At 71.8% G+C, this 17,648-nt stretch carries 17 protein-coding genes; 12 read left to right on the top strand and 5 right to left on the bottom strand.

Annotation, left to right across the window (positions count from 1 at the left end; all coding sequences use genetic code 11):
* Window positions 1-6 precede the first annotated feature (6 nt).
* Window positions 7-1,386, top strand: coding sequence for an FAD-dependent oxidoreductase (locus AS857_RS07395; protein WP_058042337.1), 1,380 nt, complete (start codon window positions 7-9; stop codon window positions 1,384-1,386).
* Window positions 1,387-1,409: 23 nt separating this feature from the next.
* On the opposite strand, the gene AS857_RS07390 is transcribed toward AS857_RS07395, so the two are convergent.
* Entirely contained in the window at window positions 1,410-2,294 is an 885-nt protein-coding gene (locus AS857_RS07390) for a 2OG-Fe(II) oxygenase family protein (RefSeq protein WP_245699669.1), read from the bottom strand.
* Window positions 2,295-2,587: 293 nt separating this feature from the next.
* On the opposite strand from AS857_RS07390, the gene AS857_RS39490 reads away from it, so the two are divergent.
* Both AS857_RS39490 and AS857_RS07380 read left to right on the top strand, forming a co-directional pair.
* The gene (locus AS857_RS39490) at window positions 2,588-3,460 is read left to right on the top strand and encodes a DMT family transporter (protein WP_058042335.1); all 873 of its coding nucleotides are present in this window, start codon (window positions 2,588-2,590) and stop codon (window positions 3,458-3,460) included.
* A gap of 290 nt (window positions 3,461-3,750) precedes the next feature.
* Window positions 3,751-4,680 (top strand): nitroreductase/quinone reductase family protein, encoded by a 930-nt coding sequence (locus AS857_RS07380; RefSeq protein WP_058042334.1) that lies wholly within the window; start codon window positions 3,751-3,753, stop codon window positions 4,678-4,680.
* 25 nt (window positions 4,681-4,705) lie between these two features.
* Here AS857_RS07380 and AS857_RS07375 read toward each other — a convergent pair whose 3' ends face one another.
* Entirely contained in the window at window positions 4,706-5,188 is a 483-nt protein-coding gene (locus AS857_RS07375) for a MarR family winged helix-turn-helix transcriptional regulator (protein ID WP_058042333.1), read from the bottom strand.
* 203 nt (window positions 5,189-5,391) lie between these two features.
* On the opposite strand from AS857_RS07375, the gene AS857_RS07370 reads away from it, so the two are divergent.
* Window positions 5,392-6,462 (top strand): alkene reductase, encoded by a 1,071-nt coding sequence (locus AS857_RS07370; RefSeq protein WP_058042332.1) that lies wholly within the window; start codon window positions 5,392-5,394, stop codon window positions 6,460-6,462.
* 61 nt (window positions 6,463-6,523) lie between these two features.
* On the opposite strand, the gene hemE is transcribed toward AS857_RS07370, so the two are convergent.
* Window positions 6,524-7,609 carry a uroporphyrinogen decarboxylase gene (hemE, locus tag AS857_RS07365; protein ID WP_058042331.1) on the bottom strand — a complete coding sequence of 362 codons (1,086 nt, stop codon included), beginning with the start codon at window positions 7,607-7,609 and terminating at the stop codon, window positions 6,524-6,526.
* Window positions 7,610-7,700: 91 nt separating this feature from the next.
* Here hemE and AS857_RS07360 point away from each other — a divergent pair, with 91 nt between their 5' ends.
* The 5 genes from AS857_RS07360 to AS857_RS07340 all read left to right on the top strand — a co-directional run bounded on the left by AS857_RS07360 (window position 7,701) and on the right by AS857_RS07340 (window position 15,063).
* Window positions 7,701-8,411 (top strand): DUF3000 domain-containing protein, encoded by a 711-nt coding sequence (locus AS857_RS07360; protein WP_058042330.1) that lies wholly within the window; start codon window positions 7,701-7,703, stop codon window positions 8,409-8,411.
* 617 nt (window positions 8,412-9,028) lie between these two features.
* Window positions 9,029-9,691, top strand: a complete 663-nt coding sequence (locus tag AS857_RS07355) for a response regulator transcription factor (protein ID WP_030369345.1) — start codon at window positions 9,029-9,031, stop codon at window positions 9,689-9,691.
* Between the two features lie 233 nt (window positions 9,692-9,924).
* Window positions 9,925-11,202, top strand: a complete 1,278-nt coding sequence (locus AS857_RS07350) for an HRDC domain-containing protein (protein WP_058042329.1) — start codon at window positions 9,925-9,927, stop codon at window positions 11,200-11,202.
* A gap of 490 nt (window positions 11,203-11,692) precedes the next feature.
* A complete protein-coding gene (locus AS857_RS07345) occupies window positions 11,693-12,937 on the top strand; it encodes a thiolase family protein (RefSeq protein ID WP_058042328.1) in 1,245 nt (414 codons plus the stop codon).
* On the top strand, window positions 12,934-15,063 hold the full coding sequence (locus AS857_RS07340) for a 3-hydroxyacyl-CoA dehydrogenase NAD-binding domain-containing protein (protein ID WP_058042327.1): 2,130 nt from the start codon (window positions 12,934-12,936) through the stop codon (window positions 15,061-15,063). Before AS857_RS07345 ends, AS857_RS07340 begins: the two co-directional genes overlap by 4 nt.
* Window positions 15,064-15,136: 73 nt before the next feature.
* On the opposite strand, the gene AS857_RS07335 is transcribed toward AS857_RS07340, so the two are convergent.
* Both AS857_RS07335 and AS857_RS07330 read right to left on the bottom strand, forming a co-directional pair.
* Window positions 15,137-15,346: a DUF397 domain-containing protein gene (locus tag AS857_RS07335; RefSeq protein WP_058042326.1), complete on the bottom strand. Its 210-nt coding sequence runs from the start codon at window positions 15,344-15,346 to the stop codon at window positions 15,137-15,139.
* Window positions 15,336-16,166, bottom strand: a complete 831-nt coding sequence (locus AS857_RS07330) for a helix-turn-helix domain-containing protein (protein ID WP_058043971.1) — start codon at window positions 16,164-16,166, stop codon at window positions 15,336-15,338. Before AS857_RS07330 ends, AS857_RS07335 begins: the two co-directional genes overlap by 11 nt.
* A gap of 133 nt (window positions 16,167-16,299) precedes the next feature.
* Here AS857_RS07330 and AS857_RS07325 point away from each other — a divergent pair, with 133 nt between their 5' ends.
* From AS857_RS07325 to AS857_RS07315, 3 genes are all read left to right on the top strand, one after another.
* Window positions 16,300-16,482, top strand: coding sequence for a hypothetical protein (locus tag AS857_RS07325; RefSeq protein WP_058042325.1), 183 nt, complete (start codon window positions 16,300-16,302; stop codon window positions 16,480-16,482).
* Between the two features lie 71 nt (window positions 16,483-16,553).
* Entirely contained in the window at window positions 16,554-17,159 is a 606-nt protein-coding gene (locus AS857_RS07320) for a mycothiol-dependent nitroreductase Rv2466c family protein (protein WP_058043970.1), read from the top strand.
* A 118-nt stretch (window positions 17,160-17,277) separates the two neighbouring features.
* The gene (locus AS857_RS07315) at window positions 17,278-17,631 is read left to right on the top strand and encodes a hypothetical protein (protein WP_058042324.1); all 354 of its coding nucleotides are present in this window, start codon (window positions 17,278-17,280) and stop codon (window positions 17,629-17,631) included.
* The last annotated feature ends 17 nt before the right edge of the window (window positions 17,632-17,648 follow it).

Here is a 17,648-nt window from a genome sequence, read left to right as displayed (position 1 = left end):
CGGCGCATGGCCGTGCAGCGACTCGTGGTCGTCGGAGGCGACGCAGCGGGCATGTCCGCCGCGTCCCGGGCGCGCAGGCTCCGCGGGCCCGGCGAGCTGGAGATCACCGCGTTCGAGCGCGGCCGGTTCACGTCCTACTCCGCGTGCGGCATCCCATATTGGGCCGGCGGCGTGGTCGACGGCCCGGACGCGCTGATCGCCCGCACCCCGGAGGAGCACCGCGGCCGCGGCATCGACGTACGGATGCGCACCGAGGTGACCGGGCTCGACCTCGGCCGGCAGCGCGTCCTCGCCCGCGACCTGGAGTCGGGCGAGGAGTGCTGGCACGGCTTCGACCACCTCGTCCTCGCCACCGGCGCCCGCCCGGTGCGCCCGCCCCTGGAGGGCATCGACGCACCGGGCGTGCACGGGGTGCAGACCCTGGAGGACGGCCGGGCGCTCGTCGGCGCACTGAACGGCGGCGCGGCGGGCCGCCGGGCGGTCGTGGTCGGCGCGGGATACATCGGCGTCGAGATGGCGGAGGCGATCGTCCGGCGCGGCTACGCGGTGACCGTCGTCGAGCGCTCCTCACAGCCGATGGCCACCCTCGACCCCGACATGGGCGGGCTCGTGCGCGACGCCATGACCGGCATGGGCATCGAGGTGGTGACGGACACCGAGGTCACCGCCGTACGGACCGGGCCGGACGGCAAGGCCCGGGCGGTCGCCACCGATGCCGGCGACTTCCCCGCCGACGTGGTCGTCCTCGGGCTCGGCGTGCGCCCCGAGACGACGCTGGCCCGCGCGGCGGACCTGCCCCTGGGCGCGTCCGGCGGGCTGCTCACCGACCGGTCCATGCGGGTGCGCGGGCACGAGAACGTCTGGGCCGGCGGCGACTGCGTCGAGGTCCTCGACCTCGTCTCCGGCCGCACCCGGCACATCGCCCTCGGCACCCACGCCAACAAGCACGGCCAGGTCATCGGCACCAACGTCACCGGCGGCCGCGCCACGTTCCCCGGCGTGGTCGGCACGGCCGTCAGCAAGGTCTGCGACCTGGAGATCGCCCGCACCGGCCTGCTGGAGGCCCAGGCGCGCGAGGAGGGCCTGCGATACGTGACCGCCACCATCGAGTCGACGAGCCGCGCCGGCTACTACCCCGGCGCCCGCCCCATGACGGTCAAAATGCTCGCCGAGCACGGCACGGGCCGCCTCCTGGGCGTCCAGATCGTAGGGCGCGAGGGCGCGGCGAAACGCGTCGACGTGGCGGCGGTCGCCCTCACCGCGGGCATGACGGTCGATCAGCTGACGTCCCTGGACCTGGGCTACGCCCCGCCGTTCTCACCGGTCTGGGATCCGGTGCTGGTGGCGGCGAGGCGGGCTGCGGCGGAGGTGGCCTCCCCGGGGTGACCGGCCCGCCGGCCGGCCGGGGCTCAGGGAGCGGCCTCCCGGTCCCCGATGAGGGATGCGAGCAGGGACGCGTACTGGCTCCCCGTGTCGAACGGTTCGTACCGGGGCGGATTCGCTGCGGAGACGAACGGGTCCAGCGGCGCGACCACCGTGCTGTAGGAGGGCCGGTGCTTGTACTGGATGGACATCCTGTCGGTGGTCACCGGGCCGACACGATGGAACACCGCCTTGTACGTGCCGTTCGTCCACCTCTGCAGATAGTCGCCGAGGAACACGAAGAAGGCGTCAGGAACCACCGGAACCGGCGTCCAGTCGCCGTCCGCGCCGCGCACTTCCAAGCCGGGTTCGTCCTGTGCGACGACGGTGAAAAGGGCGTGATCGATGTGTGGTGACATCGCGTAGTCGACCGTATTGGCGATCTCCGCACCGTATCCGACCTTGTAGTGGTTGAGGCCCAGCCGGTGCATCGGCGGCTTCAGGTACGGATCGAAGAAATCGCCGCTCTGGGCGAGGCCCTCGGCGCAGGCCGACAGGAGAGTGTCGCCCAGGACGGCCATGCGCTCGAAGAGGCCGCTGCACCGCCGGAAAGGCTCGTGGTAGAAGTCGGCCGGCCGCCCCGACGCCAGGGCACCGGTCGTCCTCCCGATCCGGTACTGCTCGCAGGCCTCGCCACCGGCGTGCGAAGTGCTCTTCTCCTGGCCCACGCTCCGGTAGCCCAGGAACTGGGAGCGCATACCGGCATTGAACTCGGTCTTCTCCCGGAGCGGACGTGCGTAGAACCGCGCCGTCTCCTCGAACGCCGACGTGACCAGGGCGGCCGGAATGCCGTGGCCGCGCACGGAGAAGAACCCGCTCCGCCGGCACACTTCGCCGATCTCGGCGACCGCCTTTTCCGATGACAGGTCCACCGAGGGTATGGCCGGACCCGAACTGCCTGCCGAACTCACGCCTTGTCCACCTCCACAGGATCTCCGCAGGGATCTCCGATTGCCCAGTATCCCGGGCGGGCGCTGCCGGTACATCCACGCTCGGCACCCACTTGCATACGGAAATTTCAGGAGCGGATTTCAGCCGACCGGGCAGGGGAGTTGACTCCCGTTACCGCACCCGTTACCTTCCTCGCCATCCTTGGAGGGGTATCCGATTGCGGTTACGGGAAAGGCCGCGGCGCGAACCTCACGCCACCGGGTGGGCGCTGGCCATGCTGGGGGTCACGGCACTGTGGGGCTGGAGCTACGTCGTCGTCCAGGACGCCGTCGCCCTCCTGCCCGTCCCGGCGTTCCTCGCCTACCGCTTCCTGGGTGCGGCGGCCGTCATCGGCCTCTTCCAGGCCCGTGCACCGGGGCGGATCACGGCGCGTGAAGCACTGGGCGGAACCGTCGCGGGCGGCGTGCTCTTCACGGCGTACGCGCTGCAGACCGTCGGCCTCGAGGACACCACCGTGTCGAACGCCGCCTTCATCACCGGCCTCGCCGTGGTCTTCACCCCGCTGCTCGGGGCGCTCGTCCTCCGCACACCACCCCGCGCGCACCAGGCCGCGGGCGCCGCCCTGGCGCTGGCCGGGCTGTCACTGCTCACCCTCAAAGGGCTGTCGGTGAACCGCGGCGACGTCCTGATGCTGGCCTGCGCCCTGTCCTTCACGGTGCAGAACGTCCTCCTCGCGCACCTCGGCCCCGGTACCCGCACCGGACCCCTCACCCTCGTCCAACTGGCCGTGGTGGGCCTGGCGGGGCTCCTGTGGTCCCTCGCCACCGGATCCCTCGCCGCCCCCTCCGGGCAAACCGTCTGGCTGGCCCTGGCCGTGACCGCGGTCCCCGGCTCGGCCCTCGCCTTCTTCGTCAAGACCAAGGCCTTCGCGACCTCGTCCCCCCATCGCATCGCCCTGATCATGGCGATGGAACCGGTCTTCGCCGGCGTCTCCGGCTACTGGCTCTCCGGAGACACCTTCACCGCCGTCAACCTCTGCGGCGCCGCACTGATCGTCTCCGCGATACTCCTCGCGGAGACGGGACGGCGGCGCGCTGCGCCCCGCCGCCGCCGGGGTGACCGCGCATCCGGTGATCTTCGGCGTTGACGTGAGCCGGTCCGGTCGAATGTAATGAGCGCGTGGCGCGTGGCGCCGGCCAAAGAGAAGTGGGCCGGCCGGCAGCTGGGCGACCACCCGTTGTGCAGGGGTATTCCCATGAATTCACGCTTCGCAGGCTGAGCCCGACGCAGGCGCGCCCGTTCGCGCGCCCCGGCGCTCCGTGCGCCCCTTTTTCCTCTGCTTCCCTCCGCCCCGTGCGGATTCCCGTCTTTCAGGTACCCCGCGTCGCGCCATGCGCCGCGGTCGGTCCTGCATGTCCTTCCGGAGAGCCCACCCGTATGTCCAGCGCGTCTTCCTTCAACCAGTCCGTCATCGACGAGTTCCGGGCCAACGGCGGAAAGGTCGGCGGCCCCTTCGAGGGCGGCGACCTGCTGTTGCTGACCACGACCGGTGCGCGGTCCGGCGTGGAGCGCACCACGCCGCTCGGCTATGTGCGCCACGACGGCCTGCTCATGGTCGTCGGGTCCAACCTCGGCGCCCCGAGCCACCCGGACTGGTACCACAACCTGCTGGCCCACCCCGTCGTGCGCGTGGAGATCGGCACCGAACAGTACGAGGCGGTCGCGGTGCCCGCCGAAGGGGAGCGCCGGGACCGGCTGTTCGCGCACGTGGTGAACGCCGCGCCCGGCTACGGCGAGTACCAGGAGAAGACCACGCGCACCCTGCCGGTCGTGGTCCTGGAGCCTGCCGCGGCCGATGCCGATGCCGATGTCGACGCCGGGGCCGTTGCCCCCGCCCCGGTGAGGACCCTCGCCGACAAGCTCCTGGAGGTGCACGTCTGGCTCCGCGCGCAGCTGAAGCACGTACGCGAGGAGACCGACGCCCACTTCGCCGCGCGGGCGGCGCACCAGGGGCCGGGCGAGCCGCCGGCGCCGGGGCTCGGTCTGCAGATCCGCCAGCACTGCCTGGCGTTCTGCCAGTCGCTGGAGTTCCACCACGTCAGCGAGGACCGGCACATGTTCCCGGCGATGGAGGCCCACCACCCCCACCTCGCCGGCGCCTTCGCCCGGCTGCGCGCCGAGCACCGCACGGTCGCCCGCATCCAGGAGGACCTGAGCGCCCTCCTGGCCGACGTCGGCGGCGCCGACCCCGACCGTTTCCGCGCGGAGCTGGAGCGGATGTCGGCGGAGCTGACGGCGCACCTGGACTACGAGGAGGAGACGCTCCTGCCGCTCCTGGCCGGGGTCCCCTTCCCGCCCGTCCCGTAGCGCACGCCGGAAGGGCGCGCGCCGCTCAGCAGCCCGTGAGGTTGCCCTCCAGGTGCGACAGGAGCCGGGCCAGCTCCTTGCGGTCGTCCTCCGGGAGGCCGGCGAGGGTGCGTTCCTCCAGCTCCTGCCACACCTGCTCCACGTCCTTGCGCAGGGCCTCGCCCGCCGCCGTGGTCTCCACCAGGACGGCACGGCGGTCGCCGGGGCAGGGGGACCGGGTGACCAGGCCGGCCTGCTCCAGCCGCTGCACCATGCGGGTCACGGTCGAGGGGTCGAGGCCCATCAGCTTGATCAGCTCGGACTGGCGCTGCGGGCCGGTCTCCCACAGGCGCATCATCAGCAGCTCCTGCCCGGCGTAGAGCCCGAGCCTCCGCAGCAGGTTGCCGGCGGCGATGCGGTGGGCCCGGGCGACGCGGGCGATGGCGTGACTGACCTGGCCGCCGCCCCCGGAGCACAGCGGCAGGCCGGCGGCGGCGTCGGGACAGGGCGGCGGGGTGGGGCCGGACATGTGCGGGCCTCCTTCGGGTGGGGGGCGACGGGTCTGGGAGCGGCGGGGCGGCGGGTCTGCGGGCGGTGGGAGATCCTCTCATCTCCATTATGTTGGCCGGCCAAGTAATGCGCTACAGTGGCGTCCGAACCCAAAGCTTGGCCGACCAATAATGGTCGGCCAAGCATCTGCGTACCTGCCGTTGATCCATCGAGGGGACAGCCATGACCACCGCTTTCGACCCGATCGACCTCGCCGGCCTCCGCCTCGCCAACCGCATAGCGATGGCCCCGATGACCCGCAGCCGCGCCGGCCGGGGTGGCACGGCCACCGATCTGACCGCCGAGTACTACGCGCAGCGCGCCTCCGCCGGCCTGATCATCACGGAAGGCGTCCAGCCCTCCGTCGTCGGCCAGGGCTACCCCTGGACCCCGGGGCTGCACAGCGCCGAGCAGGTCGCCGCCTGGCGCAAGGTCACCGATGCGGTGCACGCCGAGGGCGGCCGGATCTTCGCGCAGCTCATGCACACCGGCCGCATCGGGCACCCGGTGCTGCTGCCCGACGGCCTGACGCCGGTGGGCCCCTCCGCGGTCGCCGCCCAGGGCAGCACCTTCACCCCCGAGGGCATGAAGGACTTCGTCACGCCCCGCGAGCTGACCGGCGAGGAGGTCCGCGCCACCATCGCCGACTACGCGACCGCCGCCCGCAACGCGATCGAGGCCGGCTTCGACGGCGTGGAGCTGCACGGCGCCAACGGCTACCTGATCCACCAGTTCCTCGCGCCCGGCTCCAACCGGCGTACCGACGAGTGGGGCGGCGGCGTCGAGAACCGCATCCGCTTCGCCGTCGAGACCGTCAAGGCCGTCGCCGCCGGGATCGGTGCCGCCAGGACCGCCCTGCGGATCTCCCCCGCGAACCCGCTGCACTCGATCGAGGAGCCCGACGCCGAGGCGACCTACACCGCGCTGGTCGACGCCATCGAGCCGCTCGGCCTGGCCTACCTGCACATCATGGAGGGCCTCGACATCCGCGAGCTCACCCTGGAGCTGCGCAAGCGGTTCTCCGGGGTCCTGGTCCTCAACGCCTTCACCGACGGCCCGACCGGCCCGGACGCCCTCTCGCTCGTCGAGGACGGCACCACCGACATCGTCAGCTACGGGCAGCTGTTCATCTCCAACCCCGACCTGCCCGCCCGCCTTGAGGCCGGCGGCCCGTTCAACGCCGCGGACCGCGCGAACTTCTACGGCGGCGAGGGCGCCAAGGGCTACACCGACTACCCGGCGCTGAGCAACTGAGCGGTGGATCCTACGAAGCGGGCGGCCGAAACGGCCGCCCGCTCCCGTATGTCCGCTCCTGCTACCGCGCGGTCTGCTCGTGCACGTACTCCACCAGGCGCGTCAGCGCTTCCGGGTTGGTGTTCGGCAGGACGCCGTGGCCCAGGTTGAAGACGTGGCCCTCCAGGCCGGACGCCGCGTCCAGGACCTCACGGGCCTTCAGCTCCACCGCCTTGTGACCGGCGAAGAGGACGGCCGGGTCGAGGTTGCCCTGCAGGGCCCTGCCGGGGCCGACGCGGCGGGCGGCCTCGTCCATCGGGACGCGCCAGTCGACGCCCACGACGTCCGCGCCGGCCTCGCCCATGAGGCCGAGGAGCTCGCCCGTGCCCACGCCGAAGTGGATGCGGGGCACGCCGTGGTGGGCGACCGCGTCGAAGACCTTGGCCGAGGCCGGCATGACGTACTTGCGGTACTCGGCCGGGGCGAGGGCGCCCGCCCAGGAGTCGAAGAGCTGGACGGCGGAGGCGCCGGCCGCGATCTGAACGTCGAGGAAGGCGGACGTGATGCCGGCGAGGCGGTCGACGAGGTCGGCCCACAGCTCCGGGTCGCCGTACATCATGGCCTTGGTGTTCTCGTACGTGCGCGACGGGCCGCCCTCGATGAGGTAGCTCGCGAGCGTGAACGGCGCACCGGCGAAGCCGATGAGAGGGGTCGTGCCGAGCTCGGCCGTCAGCATGCGGACGGCCTCGGTGACGTAGGAGACGTCGGAGGCGTCGAGCGGGCGGAGCCGGTCCAGGTCGGCGCGGGTGCGGATCGGCTCGGCGACGACCGGGCCCACGCCCGGCTTGATGTCGAGGTCGATGCCGACGGCCTTCAGCGGCACCACGATGTCGCTGAAGAAGATCGCGGCGTCGACGCCGTGCCGGCGCACGGGCTGCAGGGTGATCTCGGTGACCAGCTCGGGCCGCATGCAGGACTCCAGCATCGGAATGCCCTCGCGCACCTTGCGGTACTCCGGCAGCGACCGTCCGGCCTGCCGCATGAACCACACCGGCGTGTGCGGCACCGGCTCGCGCCGGCACGCCCGCAGGAACGCCGAGTCGTACGCCGCCGTGCGGCCGGTCTGCTGCTGGCCGGCGGGCTGGCCGGCATCCCTGCGCTCACTCATGCCCCAAATCTTCGCACGGGCCGAACGAGTGACCCGCCCATGTGGGTGTCCCTACCCGGAACCGCGCTCCCTTCCGCCTAGTCTTCCGGGCATGGCTGCGGCGCAGGGACACCTCTCGGACGGTCCGGACGACGCGGATGGGGAGGACTCCCCGTCCGTCTTCCGGCAAGCGGTCGCCGGGCTGCAAGGGGTGCGCCTGCGGCCGGAGATCGAACTCGACGCGACCCCGCCGCCCCAGCGGCTCGCCCCCTACTCGTACGCGCTGGAGGCCGCGGTCGTCGTCGACGACCAGGAACTGGCCGACGGGCGGCTGATCCTGCTGCACGACCCGGCCGGTCACGAGGCCTGGGGCGGCACGTTCCGGCTGGTGACGCTCGTCCACGCCGACCTGGAGCCGGAGATGGCGGCCGACCCGCTGCTGCCCGAGGTGTGCTGGTCCTGGCTGACCGGCGCCCTGGAGGCGCGCCGCGTGCCCTACGGGGCGCCGAGCGGGACGGTGACGCGTGCGGGGTCGCACTACTTCGGCGGCCTGCGGGACCGCGAGCCGTCCACGCGCATCGAGATCCGGGCCTCCTGGTCGCCCGTGCCCCCCGCGGGGAAGCCCGTACGGGCGGTCCACGGCGGGAAGGCGGGCGCGGCCGAAGGGGACGCGGCCGAGGGTGCCGCCGGGGTCCCGGACACGGCGGCCCACCTGGCCGCGTGGTGCGACCTGCTGTGCCAGATCGCGGGCCTGCCGCCGGGCGGGGGCCCGGACGCGGGGGTAGTAACGCTGCCCCAACGAAGGGACCCCCAAAGCCGCTGACCGCTGCGCGGGCTCACGGTCAAGGATGCGCCGCACCCTTGAACCCGCCGCGACGGCGTGGCAGGGGCCCTTCGCCGCGGACGGAGCTGGTCAAGGATGCGGCGCATCCTTGCATCCGCCGCGACGGTGATCAGCCACGATGGTGGAGACCGGCGGTGCCGTACGGGCTCAGGTGTGCCTGGCACCGCCGGACAGCGCCGCTGTGGTTGCTCGCCGCGGCGGCGGTCTTGAAGGGGCAGGCCCCTTCACCGCTGCAGGCGGCGGCACGGCGGGATTGAAGGGCGGGCCCACCACCGGCTCTCCCGCCGCGGCGGGCAGGCGGGGACGACGGGCGAACCCCCCGTCGTCCCCGAGCCCCCCGTCGCGGAACGGTCACCCGGATGCCGGACCCCTGATCGGTTTCTGCCGGTCGTGGGCAATGTTTCGATCGGTAATTTGATCGGTTGTTGATCGATCGCATCCGAATTGCCCGAATTGTTACTCATCAATTCGTGATCATTCCCTAAAGCCGGAACGCTTCGGTGCCGAAGAGGCTTGTGACCCTTCCCATACGGATCGCCCCGGCTTACCCCGAATAGCCGGCACCCGTCCCCCCGCCACTCCCCCCTGGAGGCTTGGTGTCCGTTCTCCTCGAGCAACCTGCGAGCCTCGCCTACCGCCCCAATAAACCGACGGCCATGGTGGTCGTCGCCGACCCCCGCGTCCGCTCCACCGTCACCCGGCACCTGTGGGCGCTGGGGGTGCGGGACGTGATCGAGGCGTCGTCCATCGCGGAGGCCCGCCCCCGAGTCGGCAACCCGCGCGACATCTGCGTTGCCGACGTCCACCTCCCCGACGGCTCCGGGCTCACCCTCCTGTCCGAGACCCGTGCCGCGGGCTGGCCCAACGGCCTGGCCCTGTCCGCCGCCGACGACATCGGCGCCGTGCGCAACGCCCTCGCGGGCGGCGTCAAGGGCTACGTCGTCACCGGCACCCGCACCAACCTCGGCGTCCCGGGCCGCCCCGGCGCCGCCCCCATCGGTTCCGCGGCCGCTGCCCGGCTGCACCGCCGCCCGCCCGGCGCGCCCGGCCACCCCGGCGGCTACCGCGAGCTCTCCGGCCGCGAGGTCGAGGTGCTGCGGCTGGTCGCGGAGGGCCAGTCCAACAAGGCCATCGGCGTCTCCATGGGGCTGTCCGCCCTCACCGTCAAGAGTCACCTCGCCCGGATCGCCCGCAAGCTCGGCACCGGGGACCGGGCCGGCATGGTCGCCGTGGCGCTGCGGACCGGCATCATCCACTGAGTCCGCCGACCCGCCGAACCCGCCGGATCCGCCGGATCCACTGACGCGAAGATCCACCGCGGCTTCCCCGAAGCCGGAGGATCACCCGGACGGCAGCCCCCGCGGGCAGCCACGGGCGCACGCCCGTACGCACGCCCGCACGCACCCCCTCCCACCCGCCGGACCCACACGCCGCGCCCGTCGACGGGACGTTCCGTCGACGGGCGCTTGCCATACACAGATACCCTTGACCGGTGACCGACGCCCAAGAAACCGCAGCAGACACACCACTGCGAACCACCGGGGGCGCTCCCCCGGACGACGTCGTTTCGGCGCCGATCCCCCTACTGGAGCCACGCGAGGGCATCCCGCCGGTCGTCGCTGACAACGATGCCCTGGAGCGGGTCGTCGCGGCGTTCGCAGCCGGCACCGGCCCCGTCGCCGTCGACGCCGAGCGCGCCTCCGGATACCGCTACGGCCAGCGCGCCTACCTCGTCCAGCTGCGCCGTGAGGGCGCCGGCAGCGCGCTCATCGACCCGGTCGGCTGCCCCGACCTGTCCGCGCTCGGCGACGCCATCGCCGACGCCGAATGGGTGCTGCACGCAGCCACCCAGGACCTGCCGTGCCTGCGCGAGATAGGGATGACGCCGACGCGGCTGTTCGACACCGAGCTGGCCGGACGGCTCGCCGGGTTCGCACGGGTGGGTCTCGGAGCCATGGTGGAGAACGTCCTGGGGTACGCCCTGGAGAAGGGGCACTCCGCCGTCGACTGGTCGACCCGCCCCCTGCCCGACCCCTGGCTGCGCTACGCCGCGCTCGACGTGGAGCTCCTCGTCGACCTGCGCGACGCGCTGGAGGAGGAGCTGGACCGCCAGGGCAAGCTGGAGTGGGCCCGGCAGGAGTTCGACGCCATCGCCTCCGCCCCGCCCGCCCCGCCGCGCAAGGACCCCTGGCGCCGTACGTCCGGGATGCACAAGGTGCGCAGGCGCCGCCAGATGGCGGTGGTGCGCGAGCTGTGGACCGCCCGCGACCACGTGGCGCAGCGGCGCGACGTCTCTCCCGGCAAGGTGCTGGGCGACGCCGCGATCGTCGAGGCCGCGCTCAACATGCCGCCGAACGCGCACGCCCTGGCGGCCCTGCCCGGCTACGGGCACCGCATGAGCCGCAAGCAGCTGGAGCAGTGGCAGGCGGCGATCGACCGCGCCCGCGCCATCCCGGACGCCGAACTGCCGCAGCCGGGCCAGCCGCTGACCGGCCCTCCGCCGCCGCGTGCCTGGGCGGACAAGGACCCGGAGGCCGCGGCCCGCCTCACCGCGGCCCGCACGGCCGTCTCCGAGCTCGCCGAGCGCCTCACCATGCCGCAGGAGAACCTGATCACTCCGGATACGGTGCGGAGGCTGTGCTGGGAGCCGCCCGCGCATCCGACGCCGGAGGCGGTGGCGGAGATCCTCTCCTCCCACGGGGCGCGTCCGTGGCAGGTGGAGCAGGTGACCCCGGCCCTGGTGAAGGCCCTCACGGAGGCCGTGGTCTGAACGGAATGCCCGCGATGAGGCGGCTCGGCACCGCCGGCCACCTCGCACCGGGCTCGGCGCCGTTGCGGCGGAGTCGGGGCCCCGGTCCCGCCCCTTCACCGTTTCCCGGGCTGCGCCCCGGCCCCCTCGGGGGTCTGGGGGGCTTGCCCCCCCAGGAAACGGGAAGGGGTGGGACCGGGGCCCTTTCTGCCGCCGCAACGGCGCCCAGCCCACCACACGGTGCCCGGCGGTGCCGGACCGGCGGCAGCCGCGACCGCAGCCGCGACCGCAAGCGCGACCGCCACCTCAGCCGCAGGGTGCAGCCGCCCCCGCCCCCAGCCGCGAGGCGCAGCCGCAGCCGTACCGCACACGGAATGTGACCTTCGCCGCTCCCGCCGGTGGGTCTGTGCAGCTTGGTTACCCGCAAGTAGCATGACGGTGTCAGCCCGCACCGCGGCGGAGCCGTCCCGGCATGCCCGCGCGCAGCGATCCCGCACAGGAGGAGAGCCAAGTGCCTCGTACCGCTAGGGACGTCGTTTTCGTCGACGGCGTCCGCACCCCGTTCGGCAAGGCGGGCCCGAAGGGCATCTACCACGAGACCCGCGCCGACGACCTCGTCATCAAGTGCATCCGTGAGCTGCTGCGCCGGAACCCCAACCTGGACCCCGCCAAGATCGACGAGGTCGCCATCGCCGCGACCACGCAGATCGGCGACCAGGGCCTGACCCTGGGCCGTACGGCCGGCATGCTCGCGGGCCTGCCCCAGACCGTGCCCGGCATGTCCATCGACCGCATGTGCGCCGGTGCCATGACCGCCGTGACGACCGTCGCCGGCGGCGTCGCCTTCGGCGCGTACGACATCGCCCTCGCGGGCGGCGTCGAGCACATGGGCCGTCACCCCATGGGCGAGGGCGTCGACCCCAACCCGCGCTTCCTCTCGGAGAAGCTCGTCGACGAGTCCGCCCTCGTCATGGGCATGACCGCGGAGAACCTGCACGACCGCTACCCGCAGCTGACCAAGGAGCGCGCGGACGCCTACGCGGTCCGCAGCCAGGAGAAGGCCGCCAAGGCCTACGCCGACGGCAAGATCCAGGCCGACCTGGTGCCGATCTCCGTGCGCCGCACCACCCCCGAGGGCGGGGAGCTGGGCTGGGGCCTGGTCACGGCCGACGAGCCGATGCGCCCGGGCACCACCATGGAGGGCCTGGCCAACCTCAAGACGCCGTTCCGCCCGCACGGCCGCGTCACCCCCGGCAACGCCTCGGGCCTCAACGACGGCGCCACCGCCTCGCTGATCGCCTCCGAGGACGTCGCGCGCGAGCTGGGCCTGCCGGTCCGGATGCGCCTCGTCTCGTACGCCTTCGTCGGCGTCGAGCCCGAGGTCATGGGCTACGGCCCGATCCCGGCCACCGAGAAGGCCCTCGCCAAGGCCGGCCTGACCATCGACGACATCGGCCTCTTCGAGCTCAACGAGGCCTACGCCGTGCAGGTGCTCGCGCTCCTGGACCACTACGGCATCGCGGACGACGACCCGCGCGTCAACCAGTACGGCGGCGCCATCGCCTTCGGCCACCCGCTGGCCTCGTCCGGCGTGCGCCTGATGACCCAGCTGGCCCGCCAGTTCGAGGAGCAGCCGCACGTCCGCTACGGCCTCACCTCGATGTGTGTCGGCCTCGGCATGGGCGGCACGGTCATCTGGGAGAACCCGCACTGGAGCGGAGCGACTAATGGACACCGCGACGGAGGCAACAAGTGAGCACCACCGCTGAACTTCTCAAGGGCGCGGCGGAGCTGTTCCCCGGCGAGGTCGTGACCCAGGCGCACGTCCGCCACTTCGACCTCCCCTTCGGCGCCGGGCGCTTCGCGCTCATCACGCTGGACAACGGCCTGGACCACACCAAGCCGACCACCTTCGGCCCGCAGTCGCTCGCGAACCTCAACGCCGCGATCGACCAGGTCGAGAAGGAGGCCGCCGAGGGCTCCATCACCGGCATCGGCCTCACCGGCAAGCCGTTCATCTTCGCCGTCGGCGCCGACCTCAAGGGCGTCGAGCTGCTGAAGAAGCACGAGGACGCGCTCGCCATCGGCAAGGGCGGCCACGACGTCTTCAAGCGCCTGTCCTCCCTCGCCGTCCCGACCTTCGCGTACTACAACGGCGCGGCCATGGGCGGCGGCGTCGAGGTCGGCCTGCACTGCACCTACCGCACCGTCTCGAAGGCCATCCCCGCCTTCTCCCTCCCCGAGGTCTTCCTCGGCCTGGTCCCCGGCTGGGGCGGCTGCGCCCTGCTGCCGAACCTCATCGGCGCCGACCGCGCGGTCTCGGTCATCATCGAGAACTCGCTCAACCAGAACCGCCAGCTCAAGGGCAAGCAGGTCTTCGAGCTCGGCATCGCCGACGCCCTCTTCGAGGGCGCCGACTTCCTGGAGCAGTCCCTGATCTGGACGGCCTCCGTCCTCAAGGGCGACATCCAGGTCGACCGCGCCGAGATCGACCGCGGCGAGGCCTGGGACCAGGCCGTCGAGCGTGGCCGCTCCATCGCCGACTCCAAGGTGCACGGTGCCGCCCCGGCCGCCTACCGCGCCCTGGACATCATCTCCGCGGCGAAGAACGGCGACCTGCGCCAGGGCTTCGACGCCGAGGACCAGGCCCTCGCGGACCTGATCATGGGCGACGAGCTGCGCAGCGGCATCTACTCCTTCAACCTGGTGCAGAAGCGCGCCAAGCGCCCGGCCGGTGCCCCCGACCGCTCGCTGGCCCGCCCCGTCACCAAGGTGGGCGTCGTCGGCGCCGGCCTGATGGCCTCCCAGCTCGCGCTCCTCTTCGCGCGCCGCCTGGAGGTCCAGGTCGTCCTCACCGACATCGACCAGGAGCGCATCGACAAGGGCGTCGGCTACGTCCACGGCGAGATCGACAAGCTCCTCGCCAAGGGCCGCATCGGCAACGACAAGGCCAACCGCCTCAAGGCCGCCGTCACCGGCTCCCTCGACAAGGCCGCCGGCTTCGGCGACGCGGACTTCGTCATCGAGGCCGTCTTCGAGGAGATGGGCGTCAAGCAGCAGGTGTTCGCCGAGGTCGAGGCGGTCGTGCCCGCGCACACCATCCTCGCCACGAACACCTCCTCGCTGTCCGTCACCGAGATGGCGTCGAAGCTCAAGCACCCCGAGCGGGTCGTCGGCTTCCACTTCTTCAACCCGGTCGCCATCCTCCCGCTGCTGGAGATCGTCCGCGGCGAGAAGACGGACGACGCCTCCCTGGCCACGGCCTTCGCCGTCGCCAAGAAGCTGAAGAAGACCGCGGTCCTGGTGAAGGACGCCCCGGCGTTCGTCGTCAACCGCATCCTCACCCGCTTCATGGGCGAGATCCAGAACGTCATCGACGAGGGCACCCCGGTCGCGACGGCCGAGAAGGCCGTCGAGCCGCTCGGCCTCCCGATGTCCCCGCTGGTGCTCCTGGAGCTCGTCGGCCCCGCCATCGGCCTCCACGTCTCCGAGACGCTGGCCGGCGCGTTCCCCGACCGCTTCAAGGTCTCCCCGAACCTCGCCGCCGTCGTGAAGGCCGGCAAGCGCGGCTTCTACGTCTACGACTCCGGCAAGCCGGAGCTGGACCCCGAGGTCGCCGCGCTTCTGGTGCAGGGTGACTCCGTCCTGACGGAGGAGCAGGTGCGCGCCCGCGTCCTGGAGGCGGTCGCGCAGGAGATCGGCCTCATGCTCGACGAGGGCGTCGTCGCCGAGGCCCAGGACATCGACCTGTGCCTGATCACCGGCGCCGGCTGGCCCTTCCACCTGGGCGGCATCACGCCGTACCTGGACCGGGTCGGCGTCGCCGAGAAGGCGAACGGCAAGCGGTTCCTGCCGGTGGGTGTGGCTTCCGTTCCCGCGTAGCGGGAGGTAAGTGAGCCTGAGGGCCGTACGGGGTTTCCCGTACGGCCCTCGTTTGTTGCGGTTCGCGTTCGCGTCAGGCGTCGCCGTTGCGGACGGCGGTGACGAAGGCGGCCCAGGCCGTTGGGGGGAAGGCGAGGACAGGGCCGTCCGGGGTTTTGCTGTCGCGGACGGGGACGATGCCCGGGGGTCCGGACCAGGCCCATTCCAGGCAGTTGCCTCCCCCTGCGCCGCTATAGCTGGACTTGACCCACTCCACGCGGGATATATCAGGGTCAGTGCTCATCGGGTAATGCCTCCATGACGTTCCGGACGAATTCTGACGAGTCTGCCGGTGACAAAGCGCAGGACCTGAGGAGATCGTAGGCACGCTGGCGGGTGACGAAGCTATCGAAATCCTCCATCAGCGTCCCGCTGGAATGGCCCTCCTCCCAGGCCACTTGAGTGCCGTCGCCGAGGGTGAACAACGCCAGGGAGCCACCCATCAGCGCGTGCCCTCCGTAGGCGAACGGCAGAACCTGCATCACGCTCGTGGCGCTCTCATTCAGGTCGATCAGCCGGGCCAGTTGCGGCCGCATGACAGCGGGTCCGCCGAATCCGCGACACAGGGCGGCCTCGTCGATGATCGCGGAATAGTCCGGCGCATCGTCGGCCCGCAGCCGGGCCTGCCGATCCATCCGTGCCGCTACCAGATCCTCGACCTCGGCCTCCGTCGCCCTCGGGTCGTGCGTCTGGAACAGGAGCCGGGCGTATTCCTCCGTCTGCGCGAGACCCGGCATCAGCGCGCAGGTGTAATCGGCGATGACGCGCGCCTTCGCCTCGATCTCCATCCGCCTCCGGAACTGGTCCGGGTGGATTTCCCTCCGTGCCACCTGGTACAGCTCGGCGAAAATGCCGTCCGTGTCGAACGCGGCGTCCAGCAGCGCCGGAAGTTCCGGCGGCGGCATGGACTCCGCCGTTTCCACCCGCGCCAGGTGGCTCTTGCTGAAGTTCACGATCTCGGCGAGCCGCTCCAGGCTCATGCTGCCGCGGTACGCGCGCATCTTCGCGCCGAACAGGTGCCGGGCGGACCGGTCCGGCGTCAGTGGACGTGGTCGTGCGGGCATGCACCTACCTCCCATCTCCCCTGCGTGCGCCGGGGACATCAAGTCCTGGTGGTCGAGGCCTCTGCCCGGCAACCCTAGTTACCTGAAGGTGAGTTGCCCGCCGGCAACGAGCAAGACACAACGGAGGCCGGACATGATGAACGCGCGTGCGAATGCCCACCCGCACGAAGAAGAGGGCAGCCGCACGGACACCTCGTGCCTGACGTGCGCGGTCCTCATCATGAGGCGTGCCGTCGCCCTCCGGCAGGGGCCCGCCGCGGTCGAGGAGGTCGAGAGGCGGCGCAGGGAGCATCTCCAGCAGGGGTGCAAGCAGTAGGCATTGGCCCACGATTTGCGCGGGGAAGTGGACCTGCCGGTCGGTCCACCTCCCCTCGTAGGCTCATGGTCATGACACACAAAGTGGACTTCTACTTCGACCCCATCTGCCCGTTCGCCTGGATCACCTCCCGCTGGATCCTGGAGGTGGAGCGCCACCGCGACCTCGATCTGCGGTTCCGCGTCATGAGCCTGTCCGTGCTCAACGAGGGCCGCGCCGACCTGCCGGAGCGCTACCGCAGACTGCTCGACGTGGGCTGGGGCCCGGTGCGGGTGTGCACGGCGGCGGCGCAGGAGCACGGGGAGGGGGTGCTGCGCGACCTGTACACGGCCCTCGGCACGCGCATCCACAACGCCAACGGTGAGATCTCCGACGACCTGATCAGGAAGGCGCTGGCCGACGCCGGACTCCCGGAGTCACTCGCGGACGCGGCCCGCACGGCGGAGTACGACGAGGCGCTGCGCGCGAGTCACCACGAGGGCATGGACCCGGTCGGCGAGGACGTCGGCACGCCCACGATGCACATCGACGGGGTCGCCTTCTTCGGGCCCGTCCTGACCGCGATCCCGCGGGGCGAGGAAGCCGCCCGGATCTTCGACGGTGTGCGGCTGCTGGCCGGTTACCCGAACTTCTTCGAGCTCAAGCGCACCCGTACGGGCGGCCTGGACTTCAGCTGAACGGAAGGACGGGGCAACCGCTTTGCATGTCATGCGCATGCCCAGCTAGCGTGGTGATCATCTCGGTACGCCCGTCCGGGCACCGGGGAACGTCATCGACCACGACGGGGAACGACGCATGAACATGAGGAAGTTGGCCGCCACGGCCATCACCGCCGCCACCCTGGCCGGGGCCACCGCCCTGACCGGCGGCGTCGCCACGGCCGACGCACGGGCCGCCGCCTCGTCCTGCAGCTACGGCACGCTCACGGCAGTGGAGAGCGTGAAGATCCGTACGACGACCAAGCTGAACGCCACCGCCGTCGGCCTGCTCCCCAAGGGCAAGTCGGGCCGCGGCTGCGACTCCACCGGCACCGGCCAGAGCGGCCAGTCCTACAACCTCTGCGGGAAGAAGGACAACAGCTGGGTGCTCCTGAGCTACGCGGGGCACGAGGGCTGGGTCCCCACCGCGTGCATCAAGCAGTGGCGCTGACGACCGGCAGCCTCCGG

This window comes from Streptomyces roseifaciens, from assembly GCF_001445655.1.
In the GTDB taxonomy this organism is placed as follows: Bacteria; Actinomycetota; Actinomycetes; order Streptomycetales; family Streptomycetaceae; genus Streptomyces; species Streptomyces aureoversilis.
This window is presented reverse-complemented; position numbering and strand designations above follow the sequence as displayed.

Coding starts and splice junctions, on each gene's coding strand:
- AS857_RS07320 (WP_058043970.1), top strand. CDS start 16,554: ATGACACACAAAGTGGACTTCTACTTCGACCCCATCTGCCCGTTCGCC.
- hemE (WP_058042331.1), bottom strand. CDS start 7,609: ATGAGTGAGCGCAGGGATGCCGGCCAGCCCGCCGGCCAGCAGCAGACC.
- AS857_RS07380 (WP_058042334.1), top strand. CDS start 3,751: ATGTCCAGCGCGTCTTCCTTCAACCAGTCCGTCATCGACGAGTTCCGG.
- AS857_RS07370 (WP_058042332.1), top strand. CDS start 5,392: ATGACCACCGCTTTCGACCCGATCGACCTCGCCGGCCTCCGCCTCGCC.
- AS857_RS07330 (WP_058043971.1), bottom strand. CDS start 16,166: ATGCCCGCACGACCACGTCCACTGACGCCGGACCGGTCCGCCCGGCAC.
- AS857_RS07335 (WP_058042326.1), bottom strand. CDS start 15,346: ATGAGCACTGACCCTGATATATCCCGCGTGGAGTGGGTCAAGTCCAGC.
- AS857_RS07315 (WP_058042324.1), top strand. CDS start 17,278: ATGAACATGAGGAAGTTGGCCGCCACGGCCATCACCGCCGCCACCCTG.
- AS857_RS07360 (WP_058042330.1), top strand. CDS start 7,701: ATGGCTGCGGCGCAGGGACACCTCTCGGACGGTCCGGACGACGCGGAT.
- AS857_RS07325 (WP_058042325.1), top strand. CDS start 16,300: ATGATGAACGCGCGTGCGAATGCCCACCCGCACGAAGAAGAGGGCAGC.
- AS857_RS07375 (WP_058042333.1), bottom strand. CDS start 5,188: ATGTCCGGCCCCACCCCGCCGCCCTGTCCCGACGCCGCCGCCGGCCTG.
- AS857_RS39490 (WP_058042335.1), top strand. CDS start 2,588: ATGCTGGGGGTCACGGCACTGTGGGGCTGGAGCTACGTCGTCGTCCAG.
- AS857_RS07395 (WP_058042337.1), top strand. CDS start 7: ATGGCCGTGCAGCGACTCGTGGTCGTCGGAGGCGACGCAGCGGGCATG.